This window comes from Kribbella hippodromi (assembly GCF_039531045.1).
Taxonomy (GTDB): Bacteria; Actinomycetota; Actinomycetes; order Propionibacteriales; family Kribbellaceae; genus Kribbella; species Kribbella hippodromi.
The window spans coordinates 49,952-74,171 of record NZ_BAAAPH010000019.1; the positions used below are offsets into that span (position 1 = coordinate 49,952).

Below are 24,220 nucleotides of genomic sequence, written 5' to 3' on the forward strand. Positions count from 1 at the left end.
CCCCCACCCCGCGCGCAGCCCGGAGAAGGTGTCCAGGTCAGAGATAGAGCCCGGTCTGACCGTCTTCCAGGCGGCCGGCCGCGACCGCGTGCAGGTCACGCTCGCGGAGCAGGATGTAGTCGTCGCCGCGCACCTCCACCTCGGCCCGGTCCTCCGGGTCGAACAGCACCCGGTCGTCGACCTCCACGGTGCGTACGTTCGCCCCGACCGCGACCACCTTGGCCCAGGCCAGCCGGCGGCCCATCTGGGCGGTGGCGGGGATCAGGATGCCCGCCGACGACTTGCGCTCGCCCTCCTGCTCGAGGGAGACCAGGACGCGGTCGTGCAGCATCCGGATCGGCAGTTTGTCGTCGGAGAGCTTCTTGCGAGGAGTCACCGGCGACCCACCAGGCGACGGATCACCAGCAGCACGCCGACCACACCGGCCACCGCGCCGGCGACCGCGACGATCTTCTGGGTCCGCAGCCGCCCCTGCTCGTCGAAGACCTGCGACTTGGCCTGCTCGACCTGGCGCAGGGCCACGTTCTTCGGGTTCGCCCGGTCGACCAGCTCGTCCACGGTCGAGGCCAACCGCAACCGGGTGGCGGCGATGTCCGCCTCGATCTGCTCGGCGGTCCGAGCCTTCGTGTCCGACACCTGTCGAGCTCCCTTCCCTCGGCGGGGCTGCCCCGGGATGCCCGGGCCTGCCCCTCTTCACCACCATCCTCGCAGGTCATCCCCGCAAGTCCACGACCACCTTGATGTCATCCGGTTCCCGTACCAATGCGCCGGGCCAGTCGGACAGCGGTACGGTCCGCGTCACCAGCCGCTCCAACCAGGCGCGATCAGCCTTGAGCAGCACGTCCACAGCGTCCGCGTAGTGCCGTTTGGCCGCATTGACTGTGCCGACCAGTACTGCGTTGCGGATGACCAGCTGCCGGACCAGAGCGTCGAGCTGTACGTCCACGGTTGCCGGACCGGGGTGGATACCCGCCAGGCACATCACACCGGCCGGCGGGAGCAGGTTGGCGCAGTCGAACACGACCTGTCCGACACCGGTCGCCTCAATCACCACATCCGGTACGACAGCCAGCTGCTGGAGGTCAGTGAGGTAAGTACCGCCCAGTGCTCGTACCAGCTCTGGTTTCGGACCGTCCGTGACTCGGTCCAGTACATGTACGTCGTACCCGCGCTGCCGTGCGATCAGTGTGGCGAGTAGGCCGATCGGGCCGGCACCTGTCACCAGTACGTGCTTCGGGTCGAACCAGGACCGGGCACCTACCTGATCCACTTGTTCGAACGCCTTGGCGAGGATGCTGGTGGGCTCTACTAGTACGCCGAGCTGATCTAGGGCAGGCGGGACCGGTACGGCGAAGTACGGGTCGACGCGCCAGCGCTCCGCGCCGTACCCGTCCATGCCGTTGATACCGCGCTCGGTGTACTGGCCGTTGCGGCAGAAGTCCCACTCACCACGTGCACAGGCCGGACAGGGCACCGGGTCGGGTCGGCGCACCACCCCGGCGACCAGGTCGCCCGTAGCGAAGCCGGAGCCCGCTGGTGCCTCTAGTACCTGCCCGAGTGACTCGTGCCCGATCACCAGCTGATCCGACCCCGGCGGTACGCGGCCCAGCGCGCCGGACAGCAGCTCCAGATCGGTCCCACAGATGCCCGTCAGCAGGCCCTGCACCAGGATCGAACCGTCAGCGGCCGGAGGCTCCGCGACCGCACCGACCCGCGCCGAGTCGGACTTGCCGGGAATGACAGTCATGGCCCGCATGACCTCAGGCTAAACCCGCGACAACGGACGCCCAGTACGCGACCGGCACGCACGTACGATGTCGGCAGCAGCCCTACCCGTGGAGGACCAGATGTCCGAACGCCTGTCCGTCGGCGACACCGCACCCGACTTCACCCTGCCCGATGCCGACGGCAACGACGTGGCGCTGGCGAGCCTGCGCGGGAAGAACGTGATCGTCTACTTCTACCCGGCCGCGATGACCCCGGGCTGCACGAAGCAGGCCTGCGACTTCCGGGACTCGCTCGACTCGCTGCAGGCCGCCGGGTACGCGGTGCTCGGGATCTCCCCGGACAAGCCGGCCAAGCTGGCGAAGTTCCGCGAGCGGGACAGCGTGACGTTCCCGCTGCTCAGCGACCCGGACAAAGCGGTACTGACGGCGTACGGGGCGTTCGGCGAGAAGACCATGTACGGGAAGAAGGTGACCGGGGTGATCCGGTCGACTTTCGTGGTCGATCCGGACGGGAAGATCGCGGTCGCGCAGTACAACGTGAAGGCCACCGGGCATGTCGCGAAGCTCCGCCGGGATCTCGGACTCTGACCCGATTCCGGACCGGAAACGCGCTTTGGCGCAGGGAAACCTGCAACCGTTTCATTCGACCGGTCCAGAGAACGGTCGTTTGAGCAAACTCCTGCTGTGATTTGGATCACAGCCATACTTCACCGTACCGCAGCGGAACCGGCACGCAGGGTGAGTTTTTCAGCGTTCCTGTGAAAAAGCCGTACTCCCGGCCGGGTTCCGGTTCGGCGACGGGTGTGTCACGACCGTTGGTGGCCCCCACCGCGACCTGCCGAAACCGGGTAATCTGCGCGCGCAGTCAGCCTCTGGGAGGGAGGGACCTGCCGCGATGGGAAAACATTCCTCTGCGGTCACGCGAAGTAACAACAACCGTCGCTCGGTGTACATCACCGCGGTCGGCATTCTGGTACTGACCCTGGGCGCGGTGTTCGTGGTCCGGTCCTTCGGATCGTCCTCCGGCGCCGACGGGTTTCTCGGCGGCAGCAAGCCGTGCGACGACCCGACCCAGATCCAGCTCGCGACCACACCGGAAATGCAGCCCGCGATCGACGCGGCGACCAAGTCGCTGACCGCGAAGGGCGGCAAGGACGGCAACCCGTGCCTGCAGTTCACCATCAGCGCGGCACCGTCCGCCCAGGTCGCCCGGGACGTCGCGCACGGCAGTGACACCCGGCCCGACCTGTGGATCCCCGACTCCTCGCTGTGGGTCGCCCAGGCCGACGACGGCCAGACCGTTCCGAACATCGCGGTCGCCTCGATCGCGACCTCGCCCCTCGTACTAGTCGGCCGGCGGACGAACTTCGCCGACACCTCGTCCTGGTTGCGCAGTCTCGCCGGCGCGAGCCCCGCCCTGCTCGACCCACTGAACACGTCGCCGGGTGCGCTGACGCTCCTTTCGGTGCAGGTGGAGCGGCAGAAGACGTCCGCCTCCGACACGCAGGTGTCCCAGGTGATCGTTCCGATGGCGCAGCGCCTCGGCTCGATGGCGAAGCCGTACACGGACGTCAGCGCCCTGTTCGGTCGCGCCGACCAGGACGGCAGCACGACCGTCGTACCCGCCTCCGAGCAGAGCTTCGTGAAATACCAGGACGCGCACCCGGACACCCAGCTGAAGGCGATCCAGCCGGCCACCGGCACGCTGACGCTGGACTACCCCATCGTCGTGACGGCCAAGTCCGATACCGACCAGGCGGACCAGGCGGCGAAGGCGCTCGGCGGCGAACTGATGTCCGACGCCAGCGCCCAGGCCCGTGACCAGGCCGGATTCCGGGACACCTCGCTGAGCGCGCTCAGCGGCGGCCGCGGCGTCGGCGATGTCAGCCAGCTGACCAAGCCGACCAGCGAGGCCATCGACAGCACCCTGCAGAACTGGACCCGGCTGTCGCTGTCCACGCACTCGCTCGCGGTCGTCGACGTGTCCGGTTCGATGGCCGAGAAGGTCGGTGCCAAGACCCGGATGCAGCTCACCGTCGAGGCGGCGACCAGCGGCCTCAACCTGTTCCCGGACACCGCGAAGCTCGGTCTGTGGACGTTCTCGACCCAGATCGGCCCGGACAAAGCCGATTACAAGCAACTCGTACCGATCGCGCCGCTGTCCAAGGTGCAGCGCGGCAAGATCGTCGGCCAGCTCAAGATCCAGCAGCCGATCCCCGGCGGCGGCACCGGCCTGTACGACACCGCGATCGCCGCCGTCCGCCAGGTCCGGCAGCAGTACGACCAGAGTGCCGTGAACACGATCCTGCTCTTCACCGACGGCAAGAACGACGATCCGGGAAGCCCGACGCTCGCGCAGGCCGTCCGTACGCTCCAGGGCCTGCAGGACCCGTCCCGCCCGGTCCGCATCATCGCGCTCGGCATGGGCCCGGAGGCGAACGCCGACGAACTCAGCGCCCTGGCCCAGGCCACCGGCGGCCAGGCCTACGTCGCCCGCAACCCCGGCGACCTGAAAGGCGTCTTCATCGACGCCCTCCAAAGCCGCTGACGCGCAAGCCTCCCCGTAAGATGTCCTCGCGGGGAGGCACAGCGCCCCTCAGCGAGAGTGGTGGAATGGCAGACACACCGGCTTTAGGTGCCGGCGCCCCCGGGCGTGCGGGTTCGACTCCCGCCTCTCGCACAGGTTCAGCAGTAGCATCGGGGTATGGGCAAGCAGGTGGCCACTGTGCTGGTGGTGGCCTTGATGATCGTCCTCATTGTCGGGATGGATGTGCTGTTCTTCCGGCATCAGTTCTGGTTGCGGCTGATGGCGAACGTGGGGATCGTGCTGGTGTTCCTGGCGTTCTCGCTGCGGTTTCTGAGGCGCTCCTGATCAGAGGTGTACGGCGCCGGTGGTGGCGTCGAGGGTGAGGGGTGTACCGGTTCGGATGCGGGTGGTGGCTTCCGGGACGCTGACGATCGCCGGGATGCCGCGTTCGCGGGCGACGATGGCGGCGTGGGACAGGACGCCTCCAACTTCCGTGATGACGCCGGCGACGATGGTCAGCAGCGGCGTCCAGGCCGGGTCGGTGCAGCGGCACACAAGGATGTCGCCGGGGCGTACGTCGGCGAAGTCCTGAGGGCCACGGACGACCCGCGCCGGACCGACCGCGGTACCGCGGCTCGCGGGCACACCGGTGAGCGTCGCGGGGACTGGGACGCGTGATGCCCCGCTGGGTGATGGCGCGGCCGGGATTGGGGCGGTGCTGGAGATTGGGGTGGTGCTGGGGGGTGGGGTGGTGATGGGGCGGGACTGGAGTAGCCAGAGCTTGTTGTCGGCGATGGCCCATTCGATGTCTTGGGGACCGCCTAGGAGCTGGCTGACCTGGTTGCCTAGGGCGGCTAGGTGGGTGGCGGTTTCGGTGGTGAGGGTGGGCGTACGGCGGCGCTCGGTGGGGATGTCCTTTGCCAGCACCTCGGAACCGCTGCGATACAAGGCAGTGGGTTTGTCGGCGATTGTGGCGATTACGGATCCGTCAGCGGTGACCTTGTAGCTGTCGGGGGTTAGGCGGCCCTCGACGACCGATGGGCCCAGTCCCCAGGAGGCTTCGATCAGGGTGCTGCCGGTCGCGTCGGCGGGAGTGAACATGACGCCAGACACCTCCGCATCCACCAACTCCTGCACAACAACCGCCATCGCCAGCTCGGGGCCCAGCTCCACCGCCGACTCTCCATCGGAAGGTGGGTTGGTGAATGCGGTGCGGTAGTTGGTGGCTCGGGGGGACCACAAGGAGGACCAGCAGGCGCGTACGGCAGTGGTGACGGCGCTGAGGCCTTGTACGCCGAGGAATGTGTCGTACTGGCCTGCTGCGGAAGTGGTGGCGGTGTCTTCGTTGGTAGCTGAGGAGCGTACGGCGACTGGCGGGTTGCCGATGCTCCCCAGCCAAGCGCCCAACTCAGACACCAGGGCCTCAGGCAACGAACAGGCGCTGGAGCCGGGGGCCGGCGGGGTGGTGGTGCCCGGGCGCGGCGGCGGGGTGATGGAGCCCGGGAGCGGCGGGGCGGTGGCGACTGGTGGGAGGGCGGTGGTCGGGACTATTACTGCGTTGGGGACGGGGAGGCCGGCGTTGAGGAGGGTGCTGAGGGTTGCTGCTTTGGGGCCGCAGGTGGGGGTGATGGCGGCGTGCAGCGGGATCAGCACTCGAGAGCTCCTATCAACGGGGCGTTGACAACATTATGTTGACAACGTTTTGTTGATGATCCACTGTACCGGGATGGGAAGCAAGCGGGACGCAGCCGACGCCGAGCACTCGGAGCAAGCTCAAAAGCAGCAAGCTCGAGCGGAGCGGGCGCAGGTAGAGCGGCCCCAAGCGGAGCGAGCACACGGAGAGCGGGCGCAGGTCGAGCGGGCTCGGGCGGAGCGGGCGCACGGAGAGCGGCCGCACGAAGAGCGGGTTCAGGCGGATCGGGTTCGGGCGGAGCGGGAGGCTGGGGCTCGGGAGCGGTTGGTGGAGCGGGGGGCAGGCGAGGTGGCGGCGCGACCTTGGCGGCCGGCGCCGGTGCCGTTGTCGGCGGTGGATTTTGTGCAGTTCGCGTTGTGGCGGGCGGGTGAGTTGGGGGCTGAGGATCTGCTCGCGGCGCTGACCTTGTTGCCGGCTGCGCGGGCTGAGGTTGAGGAGCTGGAGGCGGGGTTGTTCTTCGTGGCTCGGAGTTCGGGGCTGACGTGGGCGGAGATTGCGGATGCGATGGGGTTCAGTTCGCCGCAGGCCTGTCAGCAGCGCTTCAACCGGCTGACCGCCCGGCAGGAGGCAGGTTCATGACACGCAGCACGGTGCAGGCCGCGCGGCAGGAGGCAGGTTCATGACGGGGCAGGGTGCAGTACTGCACGGGGTGCGGTTGTGTGGGTTCGGGGAGACGGGGGTGGTTGCTCGGCGGGTGGGGCGGTCGGTGGATGCGGTTGAGGGTGAGTTGATCGAGGCGGCCGCGCGGGGGCTGGTGATGCGGAGCAGTTTTGCGGGTACGGGCGGGTGGTCGCTGACCGAGAACGGGCGGGCCGAGAACGAACGACTGCTCGCGGACGAGCTTGCGGACGTTGGTGGTGAGGACGCGGTGCGGAAGGTGTACGCGGAGTTCCTGCCGCTCAACGCACTCCTCCAGCGCGCCTGCACCGACTGGCAACTGCGCCCGACCGCCGGCGATCCACTGGCGGCCAACGATCATCTTGATGCGGACTGGGACGCTGGCGTACTGCATGAGCTTGCCGTCATCGACCGCGCTCTGGAGTCCATCACCGCTCGGCTGACGGCTGTTCTGCCACGGTTCGGTGGGTACGACACGCGCTTCGCCGCCGCGCTTGCCCGGGTGCGGGCGGGTGAAGGCGGATGGGTCGACCGGAGCGATGTGGATTCCTGTCACCGGGTGTGGTTCGAGTTGCACGAGGATCTGCTCGCCACCCTCAACCTGAACCGCGGCGACGAGCCCTAGAACAGCAGCTCGACAGTACGTATACGTCCACTCCCCTTGCCCACAGGCGGCACAGACGCCGACCGGCGGTGCCAGTGGCCGTATACGTACTGTCGAGCCGCCGCCCCAGACGCCCCGCCGCCCCGCCCAGCCGCCGCCCGCCCACACCGCCACACCACACCGCCCCGGCCCGGCCACACCGCCGCCCCAAACCGGTTTGGGGTGAGTAACGGCCCGCGTTGGGAGGTAAAACCACCCCAAACCGGTTTGGGGCGGGCGGTGCGGGCTCCGGAATGCCGGTGGGTGGGCGGGGCGGGCTCCGGAATGCCGGTGGGTGGGCGGGGCGGGCTCCGGAATGCCGGTGGACGGGCGGGGCGGGCTCCGGAATGCCGGTGGGTGGGCGGGGCGGGCTCCGGATGCGGGTGGGGCGGGGCGGGATTAGTTGCCTAGGGCGTGCAGGTAGGCGGCTCCGCGGGGGGAGATGCGGTAGCCGACCTCGAGGCTGTACGTGAGCCCGAGGTTCTTCAACTTGCGGACGTCCAGTTTGAAGGGGGCGGTGTCGCGGCCCAGGGAGGCGGCGAGGTCGCCGGCTCGGGTGGCGGGGGTGGACTGGATGAGCCGCAGAGTTTCGGTGGTCCACGGACCGTGGTTGCTGGTCGCATCGAAGCGGGCCAGGCGGTCGCGCAGGTCAGCGAGGTCCTCGGCAGTGAGAGTGGACTGCGCCGCGAGCTGCTCCCGCGGGTCCGGGCCTTCGACCAGGTGGAACCGGATCAGGAACGTCGGCTGCGAGTCGTCGCCGCGCAACCGCCGGCGGACGTCCTTGGCGTTCTGCCGGTCGGCGAGCGCCACATCCGGGTCGGTGTCCGCGATCAGCTCCGGGTTCACCTGGCGGATGCTGTCGATCGAGATCCGGCCCGCGTTCGTACGGTAGACCCGGCCTTCCACCACGCGTGGCTCGGCCCAGCGCCGGTACGCGACGGTGATCTTTCCCTCCGCGACGCCGTCGCGGTCCGATCCGGCGAACAGCATTTCTAGCTCCCCAGGGCCTTGGCGACGATCGGGGCGAGCGCGCGCAGCGCCTTGCCCCGGTGGCTGATGGCGTCCTTTTCCTCGATCGACAGCTCGGCCGTGGTCCGGTCGTAGCCCTCGGCCTGGAACAGCACGTCGTACCCGAATCCGCCGCTCCCCTTCAATGAACGAATCACCGAGCCGCGCATCTCACCGAGGATCATCTCGTCCGGACCGTCGGGGCGTACGAAGGCGACCGCCGCGACGAAGGACGCCCCACGCCGCTCATCCGGAACGTCCTCCAACTGACCGAGCAGCAGCAGGTTGTTCGCGTGGTTGTCCTTCGCGGGGCCGGACCAGCGCGCCGACAGGACGCCGGGCATGCCGTTCAGCGCGTCCACGCAGATGCCGCTGTCGTCGGCGATCGACGGCAGGCCGGTCGCCTTCAGCGCGGCGTGCGCCTTCAGCAGCGCGTTGCCTTCGAAAGTCGGCTCGGTCTCGGCCGGTTCCTCGTACGGCGGCACGTCGCCCAGCCCGAGCACCTCGATCCCCGGCACGATCGGGGTCAGAATCCGGCGCAGTTCCTCGAGCTTCTTCTTGTTGTTCGAGGCGAGCAGTACGCGGCTCATGCCAGCGCCTCCTGCTGGATCTTCGCCAGGTCGGCGCAGCCCGCGACACCGAGCTCGAGCAGGCTGTCCAGCTCGGCGCGGTCGAACGGCGCACCTTCGGCCGTACCCTGCACCTCGATGAACTTGCCGTCGCCGGTGATCACCAGGTTCATGTCCGTCTCGGCCCGGACGTCCTCTTCGTAGCAGAGGTCCAGCATCGGCGCGCCGTCGATGATCCCGACCGACACCGCGGACACCGTACCGGTCAGCGGCTCGCTCTTCAGCAGCTTCCGCTCGCGCAACCAGGACACCGCGTCGGCGAGCGCGACGTACGCCCCGGTGATCGCGGCCGTCCGGGTGCCGCCGTCGGCCTGGAGGACGTCGCAGTCCAGCAGGATCGTGTTCTCGCCGAGCGCCTTGTAGTCGATCACGGCCCGCAGCGAACGCCCGATCAGCCGGGAGATCTCGTGCGTACGCCCACCGATCTTGCCCTTCACCGACTCGCGGTCGGAGCGGGTGTTGGTGGCGCGCGGGAGCATCGCGTACTCGGCGCTGACCCAGCCGAGGCCGCTGCCCTTCCGCCAGCGCGGCACACCCTCGGTGACGCTGGCGGCGCACAGCACCCGGGTCCGCCCGAACTCGACCAGCACCGAGCCTTCGGCGTGGTCGAGCCAGTTCCTGGTGATCGTCACCGGGCGGAGCTGGTCTGCGGTACGTCCATCAATACGAGCCATACGCAGACCCTATGCCTCGAAGTGCCGCACCTCCGCATCGGCAGCAGCGGAAAGAGAAGAAGAAAGAGACGGTGGAAGGGAGAGCAGCCGCCCCACCTCCGCCGTGGTGGAGCAAGGCGGGACGGTGTGGAGGCGCCCCACCTCCGCTGTGGTGGAGGAAGGCGGGAGGGTGAGGAGGCGATCGTCCTCCGCTTTGGTGGTGGATGGATGGAATTGGGTCAGGGCCATTCGGGCGGCCCAGGGTAGGAGGTCGTGGGCTCGGCGGCCGACCCAGGGCGCGCCCTCGCGGACCAGCCACAGCGCGTCTGCCCAGCGGCTCGGCGGACGGTACGCGCAGTCCAGGTCAGGCGGCACATCGATCCGTACGCCACGCACCGCCAGCTCGTCCGCGAACGCCCGCGCCAGCTTCCGGTGCCCGCGCTCCCCCGGATGCAGCCGGTCGACGCTCCAGAAGTCCCGCCGATAGATCTCCGGGTACGCGGCCATGTCCAGCCGGATACCCCCATACCGGGCGTGCAGGTCGTCGTACGCGAGGTTGACCTGCTCGATCCGGTGCCACAACGGCCGCCGCAACCACCGCGGCAACCCGAACACCTTGCCGTGATCATGGAACCGTACGGTCAGCAGCAACGCCCCGCGCGCGGTCAACTGCTCGGCACACAACTGCAGGTGATCCCGAATCCGCCCGGCATCGAACGACGACCGCAACGTGTCGTTCACGCCGACGATCAACGAGGCGATGTCGATCGGCCCGTCGCCGGTTTCGGGTAGTTGCTCGGTCGCGACCACCGGCACGGTGGCGCCGCTGGTCGCGAAGTTGGAGAACGTCACACGGTGGGAGCTGGCCAGGGCGTCCGCGAGCAGCGAGGCCCAGCCTCGCCACCCCTCGCCCGGTCGTGCTCCGGCACCGGACAGGTCGGTCGTGCTGCTGCCGTTCATCGGGTCCCCGACACCCACGGTGGTCGAGTCCCCCAGTGCCACGTAGTGGAGGCTCACATTCCGCCATGGTGCCGGCACCGAGCGAGACGTCGATGTGCGGCGGGTGACGGGCAGCCCAATTTCACCTGGAGGATCGGTGATTGATTGACAGAATTGCTCGGAGTTAGGCTGTTGCAAACATCTATGTGCAGGAGTTGCCTGGTATGAGTGATCTTCGGTTTGGCGTGGTGGGGCTCGGGGCCCGCAGTCGCCTCGCGCAGTACGCGCACCGTCCCGGCGAGGGGTCCGAGGTCGTGGCCCTGGCCGACCCGTCCGCGCCGCAGCGGGACGCGGCCCTCGAGCTGTACCCGCAGGCGTCGGCGTACGCCTCCCACACCGAGCTGCTGGACCAGAAGCTCGACGGCGTCTTCCTGACCACCCCCGATGACCTGCACGAGGGTCCGGCGATCGACTTCCTTCAGGCCGGCGTCTCGGTGTTCGTGGAGAAGCCGCTGGCGATCACCACCGAGGGCTGTGACCGGGTCCTGCAGGCGGCGTACGAGTCCGGCGCGCGGCTGTACGTCGGTCACAACATGCGCCACATGCCGGTCGTACTGACGATGCGGAAACTGATCCAGGACGGCGCGATCGGTGACGTGAAGGCGATCTGGTGCCGGCACTTCGTCGGCCACGGTGGTGACTACTACTTCAAGGACTGGCACGCCGACCGCAGCCGTACGACCGGACTGCTCTTGCAGAAGGGCGCCCACGATCTCGACGTGATGCACTGGCTGGCCGACGGCTACACGACTCGCGTGAACGCGATGGGCGCGCTGACCCTGTACGGCGGGATCACGGACCGGATGGACCGCTCGGGCCAGCGGTTCCGGGAGTTCGTATCGATCGACAACTGGCCGCCGCTGGAGCAGAAGGGCATGGCTCCGGTGATGGACGTCGAGGACATCTCGATGGCGAACCTGCTGCTCGACAACGGCGTCTTCATGACGTATGAGCAGTGCCACTACACGCCGGACTACTGGCGCAACTACACCGTCATCGGTACGCACGGCCGGCTGGAGAACTTCGGTGACGGGCCGGGCGGCGTGGTGAAGGTCTGGAACAGCCGTCGCTCCGGGTACCGCGAGGACGCCGACCTGGTCGTCGAGATCACCGGCGAGAACGAGGACCACGGCGGCGCGGACCCGCACCTGGTGGCCGAGTTCGTGAAGTTCGTCCGGGACGGCGGCGCGACGCTGACCTCGCCGATCGCCGCCCGCGCCGCGGTCGCCGCCGGGTACGCCGCGACCCAGTCGTTGCGCGCGAACGGCGTACCGCAGGACGTGCCGGCGCTCGACCCCGCGCTGATCAGCTATTTCGACAACGGTCAGGCGAAATGAGGGTGCTACCATCCACGATGTGACCTGGTACGCCACCATGCGAATGCTGAGCCCTCGGTACGGAGGACTCTAGCGGCGTACGCACCTGTGCTTGCAGCGAGAGGCCCCCTGTGTCGGGGGCCTCTTTCGTTTCCCGAACCTGCAACCACTTGTGGAGCTTCCCATGTACCCGATCACCTATGTCACCGACTGTTTCGACGGCAACGCCCGCGCCAGACTCAGTACCCGGATCGGCGCCCTGTTCGGCCAGTCACCAACCATCGTCGCGACCGACGGACCTGACCCGGAGACGTTCGCCGCACTCACCTTGCTCGACTGCCTTGTCGCTACGGAGTCCCTCGGCGAAGAAGGCCATCCGACCATTACCCTGCTGAACATCGCGCCGCGCGACGGTGCGTGGCCGAACGGCGTCCCGTTCTGCTGGTTCCGGTACGGGAAGCACCTGGTCGCGAGTACGTTCAACCCGCGCGTACTTTCGCTGGTCCAGCGCGAGCTCGGGATCGAACGGGTGCACGTCACGGACATCCACGACGCCGTCACGGCGGCCGGGTTCGCGCCGGCAGAGGTGGAGAAGATCGCCGGCACCCAGTTCCGCAGTCTTTGGTACCTGCCGTTGCTGGCCAAGTGGGTCGCCGACGGCCGGGACGTACCTTCAGCCGAAACCGCCATACCGACGACGTTCGATCCGGAACCAGTGGTTGCCGTCGTCGACAACTTCGGCAACTGCAAACTCGACCGCAAACTCGACCTGACCTTCGGCGCCACCCTGACCGTTGCCCAGCGCAACGATGACGGCAGCACCACCCTGGTCGACGTGACCTGCTACCCGCACCTCACCGCCGTACCCCGCAACTCCCCCGGCCTCGTCCCCGGCAGCTCCGGCACCGGCTACACCGAACTCGTCATCCGCGGCGGCTCAGCCGCAACCACCTTCAACCTCCAACCCGGCGACCCCTTGTCCACAACAGCCGACATCTACTCAGTCGCCTGAGCTCAGCTTCAGTCCGTCCAGTTGGTCGAAGGCCTGGTCCATGGTTTGCAAGTACTTCGGGAGCGGGGCGTCCACGGCGAGTTGGCGGTACGTGGCCATCATGACGCCGACGACCGCGCCGGCCCAGGCGCGGACGGACAAGTCGTCGGGGGCGCGGCCGGTGCGTTCGGCGGCGAGGGTGACGAGGAGATCGATGCCTTCGTAGAGCTGGTCGAGCATGCGGACGCGGAGTTCGGGAGCGTTCATCACCAGGCGCTGGCGCTCCGACTCCAGCTCCCATTCGCTGTCGGTCAGCTCGGACAGGCTCTGCCGGATCGCCGCCCGGAGCGCCTCCGTCGGCGACAGCTCGGCGGGCTGGCGGCGGAACAGTTCGATCATCAGTGGGTCGAGCCGGTCGAGGACGATGGTGTCCTCCTTGGTCGCGAAGTACCGGAAGAACGTCGCCGGTGACACTTCGGCCGCGGCCGCGATCTCCTGCACAGTCGTCTCGGCGTACCCCTGATCCTTGAACAGCCGCAGCGCGTGCTCCTGGATGGCGGCCCGGGTCTGCGCTTTCTTGCGTTCGCGCAGCCCGAGAGGTTTCCCCGGCGGCTCGGCTCTGTGCGCACTCATACGTCGATTGTGGCAACTTTCTCCGGCATCGCGACGGCACCCCGGGTCCGGCGTGGCAGGAAGGCGAGTGCGAGCACGATCGACAGCACCGCAACCCCGGCGCACACCCACAGCGTGACGTCCATCCCGGCTACGAACGCGGCCCGCGCCGACCGGGTCAGTTCCGGCGAACCGATCGCGATCGCGCCGGACGCACTGTCGCGGGCAGCGGTGGCGGCAGCGGGCGGCAGGCCCGTGACGTCCAGGTGATTCCGGTACGCGGCATTGAGCACCGTACCGAGAATCGCGACCCCGAGCGTGCCGCCGACCTGACGTGACGCCTGGATCAGCGCGGACCCCGATCCACTCTGTTCGAGCGGCAACGCGGCGAGCGCCAACCCGTTCATCGGCGGCAGCGTGAAGCCGACGCTCACCCCGACCAGGCTGACCCAGATCGCCGTGAAGCCGTACCCGTCGCCGACCTCGGTGAACGCGCCGAGCAGCAGCCCGATCAGCATCAACCCGAACCCGATCAGCACCGACACCCGCGCCCCGGCCGTCGCGACCAGCCGCTCCGAAACCTTGGCGCCGATCAGCATCCCGCCGATGATCGGCAGCAACCGCAGCCCGGCCTGGAACGCATCCGCACCCTGCACCGCCTGGAAAAGCTGCGGCAGCACAAACATCAACCCCACCAGCGCGAACGATGCCAACGTCGCCAGCACCGTGCCCCAAGTGAACCCAGCCGACCGGAACAACCCGAGGTCGATCAGCGGATGCGTCGCGCGCCGAGCCCAGGCCCAGAACGCGAACAGCAACAGCACGCCGGCCGCGATCCCGCCGAGCGTCCAGCCCGAACCCCATCCGCGCTCACCGGCGGCGATGAAGCCGTACGTGAGCGCGACCAGACCGGCCGCGGTCAGCACAATGCCCGGTACGTCGATGCGCCGCGACCGATGCCCCTTCGTCGACGGGATCAGCAACGCGACCGCGACCACACCGACAACGACGAGCGGCAGGTTTATGAGGAAGATCGAGCCCCACCGATAGTGATCGAGCAACCAGCCGCCGAGCACCGGGCCGAGCGGGATGCCGAGCGAATTCGCCATCAGCCAGATCGTCATCGCGCGCTGCCGTTCCTCGGGCGCGAACAGCAGGTTCAGCAGCGACATCGACAACGGGATCAGGAACGCCGAGCCGATCCCGAGCGCAGCCCGCGCCGCGATCAGCTCCCCCGGCGTACTCGCGAACGCACACGCCGCTGACGCCAGCCCGAACACCACCAGCGCCCCAAGCATCAGCCGCTTCGGCCCGAACCGGTCACCCAGCAGACCGGCCGGGAGCAGCAGTGACGCGAGCACCAGCGTGTACGCATTCGCGAACCACTGCAGCTGACTGGTCGACGCGTGCAGCTCGGTGGCGAGCGTCGGCAGCGCGACGTTCAGCACGGTCAGATCCAGCCCGATCACAATCAGACTGACGGACATCGCCGCCAGCGCCCACCACCGCCGCGGATCCAGCATCACTAACCCCTTCCTGAGACCAACTCTAATTTGAGAGTAGATCTCAGATTCGCGATCTGTCCACTACCCACTCGCCGCCTTCGAGAAGCCACCACGCACTTCCACACCCGAAAAACACGCGGCAACTTCTCAAAGCCGCAGCCAACGAGCGGAGGTGGGGCCGGCGGAGGCGCGGCTGACGGTGGCGGCTGACGGTGCGGCGGTGGCGCGGCAGCACTGCGGGCGGTGGCGCGGCAGCGCTGCGGGGCGGTGGCGCGGCAGCCCGATGGCGCGGTCGCGGGGACGGCGCGGCAGCCGGGCGGGCGGTGGCCGGTAGTGGGGCGGCGCGGTAGTGGGGCGGCGCGGTAGTGGGGCGGCTAGGGGATTGCGGTGCGGAGGATCGCTCGGGTTAGCGCTGGCTGTTCCAGCCAAGGGGAGTGGCCGGCTTGGGGGATCAGCTTGAAGGTGTGGTTGGGGGTGGCGGTGGCGAGGGTGCGGACTGTGGCGGCTGGGCGGGGGTCGTGTTCGCCGTGGATGAAGGTGATTGGTGTTTGGACCGAGGCGGCGAGTGCCTTCACAAAGTCGGCCGACCAGCTGTTGATCTCACTCGCCAGCGCGCTGTTCGCCGCGAAGTTGATTGGCAGGTCGACAGTCGCGCTCGCGTACGCCCACTCCATCGCCCGCTCGCGGTCCGCATGATCGGTGAACCACGACAGCACCCGAAACTCGATCTCCTCGGCGGATGTCCGGGGCCGCTCATCGCCTCGACCGTCAGGTGCCGGGCGCGCGGACAATTCAGAGAGCCGCGCCTCCTGCTCCGGCGTCATCCGGCGAGCGCGCTCCGCGTAGTACGGCGTCCGCCAATCACCAACGCCGACCCCGTCGAGATACACCAACCCCGCAACCCGATCGGCGTACTCGGCCGCGTACTTCAACGCGAGTGTCGCGCCGAAGGAGTGGCCGATGACAACGATCCGCGGATGACCGAAGTACGCCCGCAACTCGTCGATGTCCTGCGCGAGCCGAGCCATCGTCTGCGTAGCGGACGGACCCGACCGCCCACACCCGCGCTGATCGAAGCGATGCACAACAGTCAGATCGTCGAGCATCCCGGCCAGCACCGCATAGTCGTCCCACAACCCCGGACCACCATGCAGGATCACCACCGGCGCCCGCGTCGTACCAACCCCGGTCGTGGCCGTCCACAACCGCACGCCGTCAGATGTCGAAAACGGCATTCGTACGGGCGATTTCGATCGGTCCGCTGAACGTACGACCAGCATGCTCCGCCTGCACAACCGGGTCGTACCACGGCGGAACATGCGTGATCACAAGCCGTTTCGCGCCGGCCTTCGTGGCATGCTCACCGGCATCGGACGGCGTCAGATGCAGGTCGATCGGATTGTCCGGATCGCCGTCCGGAAGCGCCGCCTCGGACAGCATCAGGTCAGCACCACGAGCCAGCTCGATCAGCGCATCGTTCGGCCCGGTGTCGCCGGTGTAGACGAGCACCTTGCCGTCGCACTCGACGCGGATCGCGTACGCCGGGACCGGATGCACCATCGGCGCGGTCCGGATCGTGAACGGCCCGATGACCTGAACTTCCTGCCAGGCATGGAAGTCCAGCTCCTCCTCCATCCCCGGATCGAGGGGCAGATCGTACGCCAGGGCCATCCGCTCCGAAGCACCCGGCGGCCCGTACACAGGGATCCGCGGGATCGGCGCACCCGGCGCATACCGGGCCGCGACATACAGACCGCACAGGTCCATGCAGTGGTCAGGATGCAGGTGGGAAAGGCCGATCGCCCCGATCTCCGGCACAGCGAGATGCCGCTGCAACGGACCGAGTGCGCCACTGCCGAGGTCGAGAACCAGGTTGAACCCGTCGGCGGTGACGAGATAGCTCGAGGCGGCCGAGTCCGGCCCGGGGACGGACCCGGAGCAACCGATCACGGTGAGCTTCATACCGAAACCCTACCGGCGTGCACCGACGTTCGCAGGCCGCCGGACGCGTCGATCCGGTTGCCACACAGGCCTCCGCGCGCAAACTGATGCCGCGGACAACTTCAGCCCACCCGTTGCGGACCTCAACGAAACGATCAACGCACCCAGGCGAACTGGTCGACCGTGGACAGCACCGGGCCGAGGAAGCGCGAGCCGATCGCCGCGAACTCGTCCGGGCTGCCGGTGGTGACGAAGCGATGCTGCGGCGCGGGCAGGCTGTCCGGGCGGAGCAGTCCGGTTTTGGTCAGTACGCCGTACACGTCCTTCGCGCACTCGTCCGCGCTGCTGACCAGCGTGACGTTGTCGCCCATCACGTACGAGATGACGCCGGTGAGCAACGGGTAGTGCGTGCAGCCGAGGATCAGCGTGTCGACCCCGGCCTCGACCATCGGGTCCAGGTACTCGTGCGCGGCCTCGAGCAGCTCCGGGCCGGACGTCACGCCCGACTCGACGAACGGGACGAACTTCGGGCAGGCCTTGGTGAACAGCTCGATCTGCGGCGCGGCCGCGAACCCGTCCTCGTACGCCAGCGACTGCGCGGTCGCCTTCGTGCAGATCACGCCGACGCGCTGGTTCCGGGTCGCGGCGACCGCGCGCCGGGCGGCCGGCAGGATCACCTCGACGACGGGCACGTCGTACCGCTCGCGGGCGTCCCGGAGCATCGCGGCGCTGGCCGAGTTGCACGCGATCACCAGCATCTTCACGCCGGCCTCGACCAGGTGGTCCAGGCACTCCAGCGCGTACTCACGCACCTCGGCGATCGGCTTCGGGCCGTACGGCTGGCGGGCGGTGTCGCCGAGATAGAGGATCGGCTCGTGCGGCAACTGGTCCAGCACCGCGCGCGCGACGGTGAGTCCGCCGAAGCCAGAGTCGAAGATCCCCACCGGTGCATCAGCCACGAGAAGAGCTTATACAGGTCCGCCGACGGGCAAGCACGAAGCCAGCCTTACCTAACCCGAATCGGCGACACGCCGGAGTTGTCCACATCTTTACGTTATCGAATTGCCTTTTCACGTGATGCACGCCACTCTGGAGCGATGTTTGTTCGACCGCCCCTCGTGATGCCATGAACCTGGCGCACCAGATCGCGGTGACGCTCCTGAGCGGCACCGCCGCACCAACTCCGCAACCCGACCACGTGACCGCCGCGGCGGCCGCCGGTCAGGCCACGGAGTCGAGCCAAGGCACCGCGGCAGCCGTCGCGTCGACCCTCGGGCCGACCGGGCTGCTGCTGTTGCTGGCCATGGCGACGATCGCTTTCTACGTCGTCTCGCTGACCCTGCACCCGAACGCGAAATGCAATCGATGCAAAGGTGCCGGCCGGCACCACGGCAGCATGTTCAGCTACGCCCAGCGCCCCTGCAACAGCTGCAAGGGCCGCGGCGTCCATCCCCGACTCGGCCGCAAGGTCCTGTTCAAACAACCGTAGGCGGTGACCGTCAGCTCTTAGATGCCCTAGGCAACAATCGCGGTTCGGCGCTTCCGCCCGCCGGACTGCGTTCACACCGGATCACTGGGATCAAGCCCAGAGCTGACCTTCGAGCCGGTTCTCGGCTTCGTCGACGGTGCCCTCGTACGCACCCGTGGACAGGTACTTCCAGCCGCCGTCCGGGACGATGAACGCGATGTCGGCAGGCTCCCCGGCGCGTACGCACTTGGCTGCCTGGCCGAGGGCCGCGTGCAGGATCGCACCGGTGGAGACGCCCGCGAAGATGCCCTCGTTGTCGAGCAGCTCGCGGACCCGGCGGACCGCGTCCCGCGGACCGACCGAGAAGCGCGCGTCGATCAGCGTCTCGTCGTACAGCTCGGGGACGAACCCTTCCTCGAGGTTGCGCAGGCCGTAGACGAGCTCGCCGTACCGCGGTTCGGCGGCGACGATCTTCACCTCCGGCTTGTGGTCCCGGAAGAACCGGCCGGCGCCCATCAACGTACCGGTGGTGCCGAGGCCGGCCACGAAATGCGTCACCGACGGCAGGTCCTCGAGGATCTCGCGCGCGGTGCCGTCGTAGTGCGCGAGCGCGTTCGACGGGTTGCCGTACTGGTACAGCATCACCCAGTCGGGGTGCTCGGCCGCGACCTGCTTCGCCACCCGGACCGCCTCGTTCGAACCACCGGCGGCCGGCGACGAGATGATCTCGACACCCCACATCCGGAGGATCTGGCGACGCTCCTCGGAGGTGTTCTCCGGCATCACGCAGACCATCCGGTACCCGCGCAGCTTGGCCGCCATCGCGAGCGAGATGCCGGTGTTGCCGGAGGTCGGCTCCAGGATCGTGGCGCCCGGGCGGAGCCGGCCGTCCTTCTCCGCGTCGAGGAGCATCCGCAGCGCGGCCCGGTCCTTGATCGAGCCGGTCGGATTCCGGTCCTCGAGTTTCGCCCAGAGCCGGACGTCCGCCGACGGCGACAACCGCGGCAGGCCGATCAGGGGCGTACCGCCGACCGAATCGAGCAAGCTGTCGAAGCGCATAGCCGTGGTACCGCTCAGCCGCCGGCGACCGCGGGCAGTACGACGACGACGTCGCCGTCCTTCACCTCGGTCTTCAGGCCGCCGGTGAACCGGACGTCCTCGTCGTTCACGTACACGTTCACGAAGCGGCGCAGCTCCTCCGGCTCGCCCTCCACGATCCGCTCCTTGAGCCCCGGGTGGTTGCCGTTCACGTCGTCGATGAAGGCGGCCAGGTCGGTACCTTCGCCGGTGACCGCCTTCGCTCCGCCGGTGTAGGTGCGCAGGATCGTCGGTACGCGCAGTTCGATCGCCATCTCAGTGCTCTCCTTCGGTCTCTTGATAGGAACCAACCACGCGGACTTCTTCTTCCCTGACCTCGCCGTCGACGATCCGGTACGAGCGGAACTCGACCGGCCCGTCGTACGCCGCGGAGTGCGCGCCGTCCCGGGTCGACACCAGCACGTAGTGCGCGCCGGGCTCCTGGGCGAGGTTGATGTCAGTACGCGACGGGTACGCCTCGGTGCCGGTGTGCGAGTGGTAGATCACCACCGGCTCCTCGTCCCGGGCGTCCATCTCCTTGTACAGCCGGAGCAGATCACCGGAGTCGAACTCGTAGAACGTCGGCGACATCGCCGCATTCAGCATCGGCACCAGCCGCACCGCCCGATCCGACCCGGCCGGCCCCGCCACCACACCACACGCCTCGTCCGGATGATCCTTCCGCGCGTGCGCGACAATCGCGTCGTACGTCACCTGCTCGATGGTCAGCACACAACCACGGTAGTAGCCCAAACCCCCCACCCCCGCCGTCCGCCCCTGCTGTCCAGATAGTGGATGGTCCCGGAGAGCAGGCGGCGGGTGGGGTGGGTGGTGGGTCAGCGCATGTTGTGGAGGAGGGCTGATTGGAGGTAGCCGAGCCAGTCGTAGAGGTCGTAGGTGAGGCGGCGGGGGTCGTCGTCCTCGAGGGATTCCCAGGTGGTGTAGTCGTCCTCGTCCTTGATGTCGAGGCGGGTGCCGATGGCGAGGCGGAGGTCGTTCAGGGCGCGGAGCCAGGAGAGTTGTTCGCCGGGTTCGAGGGCGATCTCGTCGGCGCCGGACTCCTCCAGCGCGGACAGTACGCGCTTGGCGTCGGTGACCTTGCCCTCCCGCAGGCCGCGCTCGGTGAACCGGCGGAACTCGGCCGACGCCATGTCGTCCTGTTTGTACGCGTCCGGCAGCAGCCGCTGGAGCACCACATCCTCCGGCGGCGAGGTCGGACCGTCCGAGTCGAGGAGGGCGGCGAGCGGGTCGGACGATTCGGCCGTACGCGGCGGCAGGCCGTCGTACAACAGCTCGACCAGGTTCCGGAGCAGGTTCGCCAGGATGTCGGCCTCGTGCTCGGCGAAGCTGACGACGACCGTCTTGCGGCGCTTGCGGAACCGCGTCACGACTTCTCGCAGGTGGCCCACAGGCCGTAGGTGTGCATCGCTTCCACGTCGCGTTCCATCGCTTCCCGGTTGCCGTTCGACACCGCCGACTTGCCCTCGGAGTGCACCTGCATCATCAGCTTCTCCGCCTTCTGCTTGGAGTAGCCGAAATAGGTCTGGAAGACGAACGTGACGTAGTCCATCAGGTTGACCGGATCGTTCCAGACGATGGTCACCCAGGGTGGGCTCAACTCGATCGCCTCGTCGACCTCGGCGCTCTCGAGTTCGCTTGGTGCGGTGGTCACTTGTCCATTCTCTCCATCATCGGTCCGCGTCTCGCAATAGGCTGCCCTTGTGACCCACTCGACGGCCTTGCTGACCGACCACTACGAGCTGACGATGCTGCAGGCCAGTCTCGCCGACGGCACGGCCGGGCGCCGCTCGGTCTTCGAGCTGTTCGCCCGCCGGCTGCCGGACGGCCGCCGGTACGGCGTGCTGGCCGGCGTGAACCGGCTGCTCGACGCGCTCGAACGGTTCCGTTTCGACGAGCCGGCGATCGCCTTCCTGGCCGATCACGGCGTCGTCGACCAGGCTACCCGGGACTGGCTGGCGGACTACCGGTTCAGCGGCGACATCTCCGGGTACGCCGACGGCGAGATCTTCTTCCCGGGCTCCCCGGTGCTCGTCGTGGAGGCGAGTTTCGCCGAGGCAGTGCTCCTGGAAACCGTTTTCCTGTCCATCCTGAACCACGATTCGGCGGTCGCCTCGGCGGCGTCCCGGATGACCTGGTGGGCCGGCGGCCGGCCGTGTATCGAGATGGGCTCACGGCGGACCCACGAGGAGGCGGCGGTCGCGTCCGCGCTGGCGGCGTACATCGCCGGCTTCACCGCGACCTCCAACCTGGAGGCGGCCCGCCGGTACGGCATCCCCAGCACCGGCACCGCCGCGCACTCCTTCACGCTCCTGCACGACCGCGAGCGGGACGCGTTCCGCTCCCAGGTCGATGCGCTGGGCAAGGGAACGACGCTGCTGGTCGACACGTTCGACGTGGCCGAAGCGGTCCGGACCGCGATCGACCTGACCGGCCCCGAGCTGGGCGCGGTCCGGCTGGACTCCGGCGACCTGCCGTCGCTGGCCGGCCAGGTGCGAGAGCAGCTCGACTCCCTGGGCGCCACGAAGACCAAGATCATCGTCACCAGCGACCTGGACGAGTACCAGATCGCCGCGCTCGCCCCGGCCCCGGTCGACGGGTACGGCGTGGGCACCTCGCTGGTCACCGGCTCCGGCTACCCGACCTGCGGTTTCGTCTACAAGCTGGTCGCCCGCGAAGACGCGAGCGGCGAGCTCGTCCCGGTGGCGAAGAAGAGTCCCGACAAGATCTCGATCGGCGGCCGGAAGTGGGCGCTGCGACGGCGTACGCCCGCTGGAGTGGCCGAGCTCGAGCTGATCGGCGTCGGCGAACAACCGGTCGACGACGGTGACGATCGCGTGCTGCTGAAGCCGCTGGTGGAGTCCGGCAAGATCGTCGGCCGTACGACGCCGGCCGAGTCGCAGGCGCATCACGAGAAGGTACGCGACGAGCTGCCCCGCTCGGCCAGCCAGCTCAGCCGCGGCGAACCGGTGATCCCGACCGAGTACATCGGGGACTACGACGCCCGCAACCCGTTCCGCCCGCGGAGCCACACATGAGCGAAGAACAAACCTGGTCCCCGGACGCGCCGGCGGACGAGGCGGACGTACTGATCGCGCTGCGCTTCGCCGACCGCGCCGCCCGCAAGGCCGTCGCGGAGGAACTGAGCGGGACCGTCCTGCACACCGGCCAGGAGCTGGTACTCGCGAAGCTGCTGCTGCACGGATCACTGCCCGTGGCGCGGCTGGCCAAGGTCCTTGACGTCGAGGTGCCGACCGCGACCAAGACCACTCAGCGGATGGAGGCCGCCGGGCTGGTCCGCCGCGTGAAGAGCACAACGGACGGCCGGCAGGTCGGCATCGAGCTGACCGACCACGGTGTCGAGCTCGCCCACACCGTCCAAGAGGTGTACGACCGGGCCGGCCGCCGCGCCCTGGCCGGCCTCAGCCCTGAGGACCGCCGCATCCTCCGCAACCTGCTCTGGTCCGTCACCGGCAACATTGAAGACCTGAACAGTCTCTAGTCGCGGGGCAGGTACGTGTCCAGGTACGCGTTGCGGAACTTGCCGTTCGGGTCGTACTTGGCCGCCAGCGCGACGAAGTCCTTCACCTTGGGGTAGTTCCCAGTGAGACCGGTGAAGACCTTCCCCCAATGCGGCCGCGCCTCCAGCGGTGCCAGCGCTTCCTCAAGCGCGTCGACCACCGGGCGTACCAGGGTCTCGTTCTGAATCCAGGTGAAGTGCAGCGCGACCGTGTCCCGGCCCTGGCTCGGGCTCAGCCAGAGGTCGTCGGCGGCGATCGTCCGTACCTCCGACACCTGCAGCACCGGCGCGAACCGGTTGCCCAGGGCACGCAGTACGCCGATCACCTCGGCCGCCCGGTGCCGCGGTACGAAGTACTCCGACTGCAGTTCGTCGCCGTTGCTCGGGGTGAACTCGAGCCGGAAGTGCGGCAGCCGCTCGTTCCACGGCCCCGGCACCCCGCCCTGCTGCGTGGCGTACCCGGCCGGCATCACCTTGATCGGATGCCGCGGCCCGTCCGCCAACCGAGCGCCCAGCCATTCCGCCGGCGGCGCGTCCAGCTCCCGCCGCTTGCGCCAGACCATCACGTCCGGGTCGACCCAGTCGGTGAAGGCGCTGACGCTGTACGCACTGCTCAGCACCGCGTCGAAGTCGGATTCGAGGCGGTCGACCGGCAGCCCGTCGTACACGACCTGACTGAGCTGGTACGCCGGCTGCACGTCGAGGGTCAGGCTCACGGTGACGCCGAGCGCGCCGAGGGAGACCACCGAACCGGCGAAGTCCGGATCGTCGCGGGTCAGCGTCACCAACTCGCCGTCCGCGGCCACGAACGTGAGCGAACTGACCGCGTCGGCCAGCGGACCGTTGCCGTCGCCGGAACCGTGCGTACCGGTCGCGCAGGCGCCGGACACCGAGATGTGCGGCAGCGACCCAAGGTTGTGCAGCGCGAGCCCCTGGGCCTGCAGCGCGGCGGTGATCTCGCCGTACCTGAGCCCGGCGGACACCGTCACGCCATGCTCGCCGACCTCCACGACCCTCGGCAGGTCCAGCACGCTGACCAGCTCGCCAGTACTGTCCGCGATCCGGTTGAACGAGTGGCCGGTGCCGAGCACACGGACCTTCGCCGCCGCGGCCACCAGCTCCTGCAGCTCGCCGACCGTTCGCGGCCGCCGGAGCTCGCTCGCGAAGTGCACGTTCCCCGCCCAGTTCGTCACATCACCCACGGCCCGACCTCACTTCTCCTCGATCACCCGGCCGCCTGAGCCTCGCACACCACCGCCGGTCCCGCGCCGCCCC

At 68.5% G+C, this 24,220-nt stretch carries 29 protein-coding genes and 1 tRNA gene; 11 read left to right on the plus strand and 19 right to left on the minus strand.

The genetic code is table 11. From position 1 onward, the window contains the following. Positions 1 to 37: 37 nt before the first annotated feature. From ABD260_RS26650 to ABD260_RS26660, 3 genes are all read right to left on the minus strand, one after another. Complete coding sequence (locus ABD260_RS26650) at positions 38 to 376, minus strand: GroES family chaperonin (protein WP_184835751.1); 339 nt, start codon at positions 374 to 376, stop codon at positions 38 to 40. After that, the gene (locus tag ABD260_RS26655; RefSeq protein ID WP_344237575.1) at positions 373 to 636 is read right to left on the minus strand and encodes a DUF3618 domain-containing protein; all 264 of its coding nucleotides are present in this window, start codon (positions 634 to 636) and stop codon (positions 373 to 375) included. The genes ABD260_RS26650 and ABD260_RS26655 overlap by 4 nt, the downstream gene beginning before the upstream one ends. Positions 637 to 712: 76 nt before the next feature. Further along, positions 713 to 1,756 (minus strand): glucose 1-dehydrogenase, encoded by a 1,044-nt coding sequence (locus ABD260_RS26660; protein ID WP_344237577.1) that lies wholly within the window; start codon positions 1,754 to 1,756, stop codon positions 713 to 715. A 91-nt stretch (positions 1,757 to 1,847) separates the two neighbouring features. Between ABD260_RS26660 and bcp the strand changes: the two genes are divergently transcribed. From bcp to ABD260_RS26680, 4 genes are all read left to right on the plus strand, one after another. Further along, on the plus strand, positions 1,848 to 2,315 hold the full coding sequence (gene bcp / locus ABD260_RS26665; protein WP_344237578.1) for a thioredoxin-dependent thiol peroxidase: 468 nt from the start codon (positions 1,848 to 1,850) through the stop codon (positions 2,313 to 2,315). A gap of 358 nt (positions 2,316 to 2,673) precedes the next feature. Then, on the plus strand, positions 2,674 to 4,275 hold the full coding sequence (locus ABD260_RS26670) for a substrate-binding domain-containing protein (protein ID WP_344237580.1): 1,602 nt from the start codon (positions 2,674 to 2,676) through the stop codon (positions 4,273 to 4,275). A gap of 51 nt (positions 4,276 to 4,326) precedes the next feature. Beyond that, positions 4,327 to 4,407, plus strand: a tRNA-Leu gene (locus tag ABD260_RS26675). Positions 4,408 to 4,431: 24 nt separating this feature from the next. Next, complete coding sequence (locus ABD260_RS26680; RefSeq protein ID WP_344237582.1) at positions 4,432 to 4,599, plus strand: hypothetical protein; 168 nt, start codon at positions 4,432 to 4,434, stop codon at positions 4,597 to 4,599. On the opposite strand, the gene ABD260_RS26685 is transcribed toward ABD260_RS26680, so the two are convergent. After that, positions 4,600 to 5,907 carry a PEP/pyruvate-binding domain-containing protein gene (locus ABD260_RS26685; protein WP_344237584.1) on the minus strand — a complete coding sequence of 436 codons (1,308 nt, stop codon included), beginning with the start codon at positions 5,905 to 5,907 and terminating at the stop codon, positions 4,600 to 4,602. A 307-nt stretch (positions 5,908 to 6,214) separates the two neighbouring features. Here ABD260_RS26685 and ABD260_RS26690 point away from each other — a divergent pair, with 307 nt between their 5' ends. Then, positions 6,215 to 6,526, plus strand: coding sequence for an SANT/Myb-like DNA-binding domain-containing protein (locus ABD260_RS26690; RefSeq protein ID WP_344237586.1), 312 nt, complete (start codon positions 6,215 to 6,217; stop codon positions 6,524 to 6,526). A 40-nt stretch (positions 6,527 to 6,566) separates the two neighbouring features. After that, positions 6,567 to 7,190 carry a transcriptional regulator gene (locus tag ABD260_RS26695; RefSeq protein ID WP_344237588.1) on the plus strand — a complete coding sequence of 208 codons (624 nt, stop codon included), beginning with the start codon at positions 6,567 to 6,569 and terminating at the stop codon, positions 7,188 to 7,190. A gap of 417 nt (positions 7,191 to 7,607) precedes the next feature. On the opposite strand, the gene ABD260_RS26700 is transcribed toward ABD260_RS26695, so the two are convergent. The 4 genes from ABD260_RS26700 to ABD260_RS26715 are packed head-to-tail and all read right to left on the minus strand — an operon-like array spanning position 7,608 to position 10,515. Further along, complete coding sequence (locus ABD260_RS26700; RefSeq protein ID WP_344237590.1) at positions 7,608 to 8,198, minus strand: hypothetical protein; 591 nt, start codon at positions 8,196 to 8,198, stop codon at positions 7,608 to 7,610. 2 nt (positions 8,199 to 8,200) lie between these two features. Further along, positions 8,201 to 8,806 (minus strand): RdgB/HAM1 family non-canonical purine NTP pyrophosphatase, encoded by a 606-nt coding sequence (gene rdgB / locus ABD260_RS26705; RefSeq protein WP_344237592.1) that lies wholly within the window; start codon positions 8,804 to 8,806, stop codon positions 8,201 to 8,203. Next, a complete protein-coding gene (rph, locus tag ABD260_RS26710; RefSeq protein WP_344237594.1) occupies positions 8,803 to 9,519 on the minus strand; it encodes a ribonuclease PH in 717 nt (238 codons plus the stop codon). Before rph ends, rdgB begins: the two co-directional genes overlap by 4 nt. Before the next feature lie 9 nt (positions 9,520 to 9,528). After that, positions 9,529 to 10,515 (minus strand): SGNH/GDSL hydrolase family protein, encoded by a 987-nt coding sequence (locus tag ABD260_RS26715; RefSeq protein ID WP_344237596.1) that lies wholly within the window; start codon positions 10,513 to 10,515, stop codon positions 9,529 to 9,531. Positions 10,516 to 10,661: 146 nt separating this feature from the next. Here ABD260_RS26715 and ABD260_RS26720 point away from each other — a divergent pair, with 146 nt between their 5' ends. Together ABD260_RS26720 and ABD260_RS26725 are read left to right on the plus strand one after the other, a co-directional pair. Next, positions 10,662 to 11,834 carry a Gfo/Idh/MocA family protein gene (locus tag ABD260_RS26720; RefSeq protein WP_344237598.1) on the plus strand — a complete coding sequence of 391 codons (1,173 nt, stop codon included), beginning with the start codon at positions 10,662 to 10,664 and terminating at the stop codon, positions 11,832 to 11,834. 163 nt (positions 11,835 to 11,997) lie between these two features. Beyond that, positions 11,998 to 12,825: a hypothetical protein gene (locus ABD260_RS26725; RefSeq protein ID WP_344237600.1), complete on the plus strand. Its 828-nt coding sequence runs from the start codon at positions 11,998 to 12,000 to the stop codon at positions 12,823 to 12,825. Here the strand turns inward: ABD260_RS26725 and ABD260_RS26730 are convergent. From ABD260_RS26730 to murI, 5 genes are all read right to left on the minus strand, one after another. Continuing rightward, positions 12,814 to 13,437: an acyl-CoA-like ligand-binding transcription factor gene (locus tag ABD260_RS26730; protein WP_344237602.1), complete on the minus strand. Its 624-nt coding sequence runs from the start codon at positions 13,435 to 13,437 to the stop codon at positions 12,814 to 12,816. The genes ABD260_RS26725 and ABD260_RS26730 overlap by 12 nt on opposite strands. Continuing rightward, the gene (locus ABD260_RS26735; protein ID WP_344237604.1) at positions 13,434 to 14,939 is read right to left on the minus strand and encodes a DHA2 family efflux MFS transporter permease subunit; all 1,506 of its coding nucleotides are present in this window, start codon (positions 14,937 to 14,939) and stop codon (positions 13,434 to 13,436) included. Before ABD260_RS26735 ends, ABD260_RS26730 begins: the two co-directional genes overlap by 4 nt. A 356-nt stretch (positions 14,940 to 15,295) precedes the next feature. Then, on the minus strand, positions 15,296 to 16,132 hold the full coding sequence (locus ABD260_RS26740) for an alpha/beta fold hydrolase (RefSeq protein WP_344237606.1): 837 nt from the start codon (positions 16,130 to 16,132) through the stop codon (positions 15,296 to 15,298). 4 nt (positions 16,133 to 16,136) lie between these two features. Then, positions 16,137 to 16,883 (minus strand): MBL fold metallo-hydrolase, encoded by a 747-nt coding sequence (locus ABD260_RS26745; RefSeq protein WP_344237608.1) that lies wholly within the window; start codon positions 16,881 to 16,883, stop codon positions 16,137 to 16,139. A gap of 134 nt (positions 16,884 to 17,017) precedes the next feature. After that, positions 17,018 to 17,821 (minus strand): glutamate racemase, encoded by an 804-nt coding sequence (murI, locus tag ABD260_RS26750; RefSeq protein ID WP_344237610.1) that lies wholly within the window; start codon positions 17,819 to 17,821, stop codon positions 17,018 to 17,020. Positions 17,822 to 17,988: 167 nt separating this feature from the next. Here murI and ABD260_RS26755 point away from each other — a divergent pair, with 167 nt between their 5' ends. Further along, entirely contained in the window at positions 17,989 to 18,351 is a 363-nt protein-coding gene (locus ABD260_RS26755) for a hypothetical protein (protein ID WP_344237612.1), read from the plus strand. A 90-nt stretch (positions 18,352 to 18,441) separates the two neighbouring features. On the opposite strand, the gene ABD260_RS26760 is transcribed toward ABD260_RS26755, so the two are convergent. The 5 genes from ABD260_RS26760 to clpS form a co-directional block, all read right to left on the minus strand. Next, positions 18,442 to 19,389 carry a PLP-dependent cysteine synthase family protein gene (locus ABD260_RS26760; RefSeq protein WP_344237614.1) on the minus strand — a complete coding sequence of 316 codons (948 nt, stop codon included), beginning with the start codon at positions 19,387 to 19,389 and terminating at the stop codon, positions 18,442 to 18,444. Positions 19,390 to 19,403: 14 nt separating this feature from the next. After that, the gene (locus ABD260_RS26765; protein WP_344237616.1) at positions 19,404 to 19,682 is read right to left on the minus strand and encodes a MoaD/ThiS family protein; all 279 of its coding nucleotides are present in this window, start codon (positions 19,680 to 19,682) and stop codon (positions 19,404 to 19,406) included. A 1-nt stretch (position 19,683) separates the two neighbouring features. Continuing rightward, positions 19,684 to 20,139, minus strand: a complete 456-nt coding sequence (locus ABD260_RS26770; protein WP_344237618.1) for a M67 family metallopeptidase — start codon at positions 20,137 to 20,139, stop codon at positions 19,684 to 19,686. A gap of 104 nt (positions 20,140 to 20,243) precedes the next feature. Further along, positions 20,244 to 20,795, minus strand: a complete 552-nt coding sequence (locus ABD260_RS26775) for a DUF2017 domain-containing protein (RefSeq protein WP_344237620.1) — start codon at positions 20,793 to 20,795, stop codon at positions 20,244 to 20,246. Further along, positions 20,792 to 21,079, minus strand: a complete 288-nt coding sequence (gene clpS, locus ABD260_RS26780; RefSeq protein ID WP_344237622.1) for an ATP-dependent Clp protease adapter ClpS — start codon at positions 21,077 to 21,079, stop codon at positions 20,792 to 20,794. Before clpS ends, ABD260_RS26775 begins: the two co-directional genes overlap by 4 nt. 94 nt (positions 21,080 to 21,173) lie before the next feature. Between clpS and ABD260_RS26785 the strand changes: the two genes are divergently transcribed. Both ABD260_RS26785 and ABD260_RS26790 read left to right on the plus strand, forming a co-directional pair. After that, entirely contained in the window at positions 21,174 to 22,463 is a 1,290-nt protein-coding gene (locus ABD260_RS26785) for a nicotinate phosphoribosyltransferase (protein ID WP_425553400.1), read from the plus strand. Continuing rightward, positions 22,460 to 22,927, plus strand: a complete 468-nt coding sequence (locus tag ABD260_RS26790; RefSeq protein ID WP_344237626.1) for a MarR family winged helix-turn-helix transcriptional regulator — start codon at positions 22,460 to 22,462, stop codon at positions 22,925 to 22,927. Before ABD260_RS26785 ends, ABD260_RS26790 begins: the two co-directional genes overlap by 4 nt. Here ABD260_RS26790 and ABD260_RS26795 read toward each other — a convergent pair. Next, positions 22,924 to 24,147, minus strand: a complete 1,224-nt coding sequence (locus ABD260_RS26795; protein WP_344237628.1) for an FAD-binding protein — start codon at positions 24,145 to 24,147, stop codon at positions 22,924 to 22,926. The genes ABD260_RS26790 and ABD260_RS26795 overlap by 4 nt on opposite strands. Between the last annotated feature and the right edge of the window lie 73 nt (positions 24,148 to 24,220).

Coding starts and splice junctions, on each gene's coding strand:
- ABD260_RS26720 (WP_344237598.1), top strand. CDS start 10,662: ATGAGTGATCTTCGGTTTGGCGTGGTGGGGCTCGGGGCCCGCAGTCGC.
- ABD260_RS26680 (WP_344237582.1), top strand. CDS start 4,432: ATGGGCAAGCAGGTGGCCACTGTGCTGGTGGTGGCCTTGATGATCGTC.
- ABD260_RS26785 (WP_425553400.1), top strand. CDS start 21,174: ATGCTGCAGGCCAGTCTCGCCGACGGCACGGCCGGGCGCCGCTCGGTC.
- rdgB (WP_344237592.1), bottom strand. CDS start 8,806: ATGAGCCGCGTACTGCTCGCCTCGAACAACAAGAAGAAGCTCGAGGAA.
- ABD260_RS26730 (WP_344237602.1), bottom strand. CDS start 13,437: ATGAGTGCGCACAGAGCCGAGCCGCCGGGGAAACCTCTCGGGCTGCGC.
- ABD260_RS26695 (WP_344237588.1), top strand. CDS start 6,567: ATGACGGGGCAGGGTGCAGTACTGCACGGGGTGCGGTTGTGTGGGTTC.
- bcp (WP_344237578.1), top strand. CDS start 1,848: ATGTCCGAACGCCTGTCCGTCGGCGACACCGCACCCGACTTCACCCTG.
- ABD260_RS26725 (WP_344237600.1), top strand. CDS start 11,998: ATGTACCCGATCACCTATGTCACCGACTGTTTCGACGGCAACGCCCGC.
- ABD260_RS26735 (WP_344237604.1), bottom strand. CDS start 14,939: ATGCTGGATCCGCGGCGGTGGTGGGCGCTGGCGGCGATGTCCGTCAGT.
- rph (WP_344237594.1), bottom strand. CDS start 9,519: ATGGCTCGTATTGATGGACGTACCGCAGACCAGCTCCGCCCGGTGACG.
- ABD260_RS26760 (WP_344237614.1), bottom strand. CDS start 19,389: ATGCGCTTCGACAGCTTGCTCGATTCGGTCGGCGGTACGCCCCTGATC.
- ABD260_RS26745 (WP_344237608.1), bottom strand. CDS start 16,883: ATGAAGCTCACCGTGATCGGTTGCTCCGGGTCCGTCCCCGGGCCGGAC.
- ABD260_RS26790 (WP_344237626.1), top strand. CDS start 22,460: ATGAGCGAAGAACAAACCTGGTCCCCGGACGCGCCGGCGGACGAGGCG.
- ABD260_RS26755 (WP_344237612.1), top strand. CDS start 17,989: ATGAACCTGGCGCACCAGATCGCGGTGACGCTCCTGAGCGGCACCGCC.
- ABD260_RS26765 (WP_344237616.1), bottom strand. CDS start 19,682: ATGGCGATCGAACTGCGCGTACCGACGATCCTGCGCACCTACACCGGC.
- ABD260_RS26660 (WP_344237577.1), bottom strand. CDS start 1,756: ATGCGGGCCATGACTGTCATTCCCGGCAAGTCCGACTCGGCGCGGGTC.
- ABD260_RS26700 (WP_344237590.1), bottom strand. CDS start 8,198: ATGCTGTTCGCCGGATCGGACCGCGACGGCGTCGCGGAGGGAAAGATC.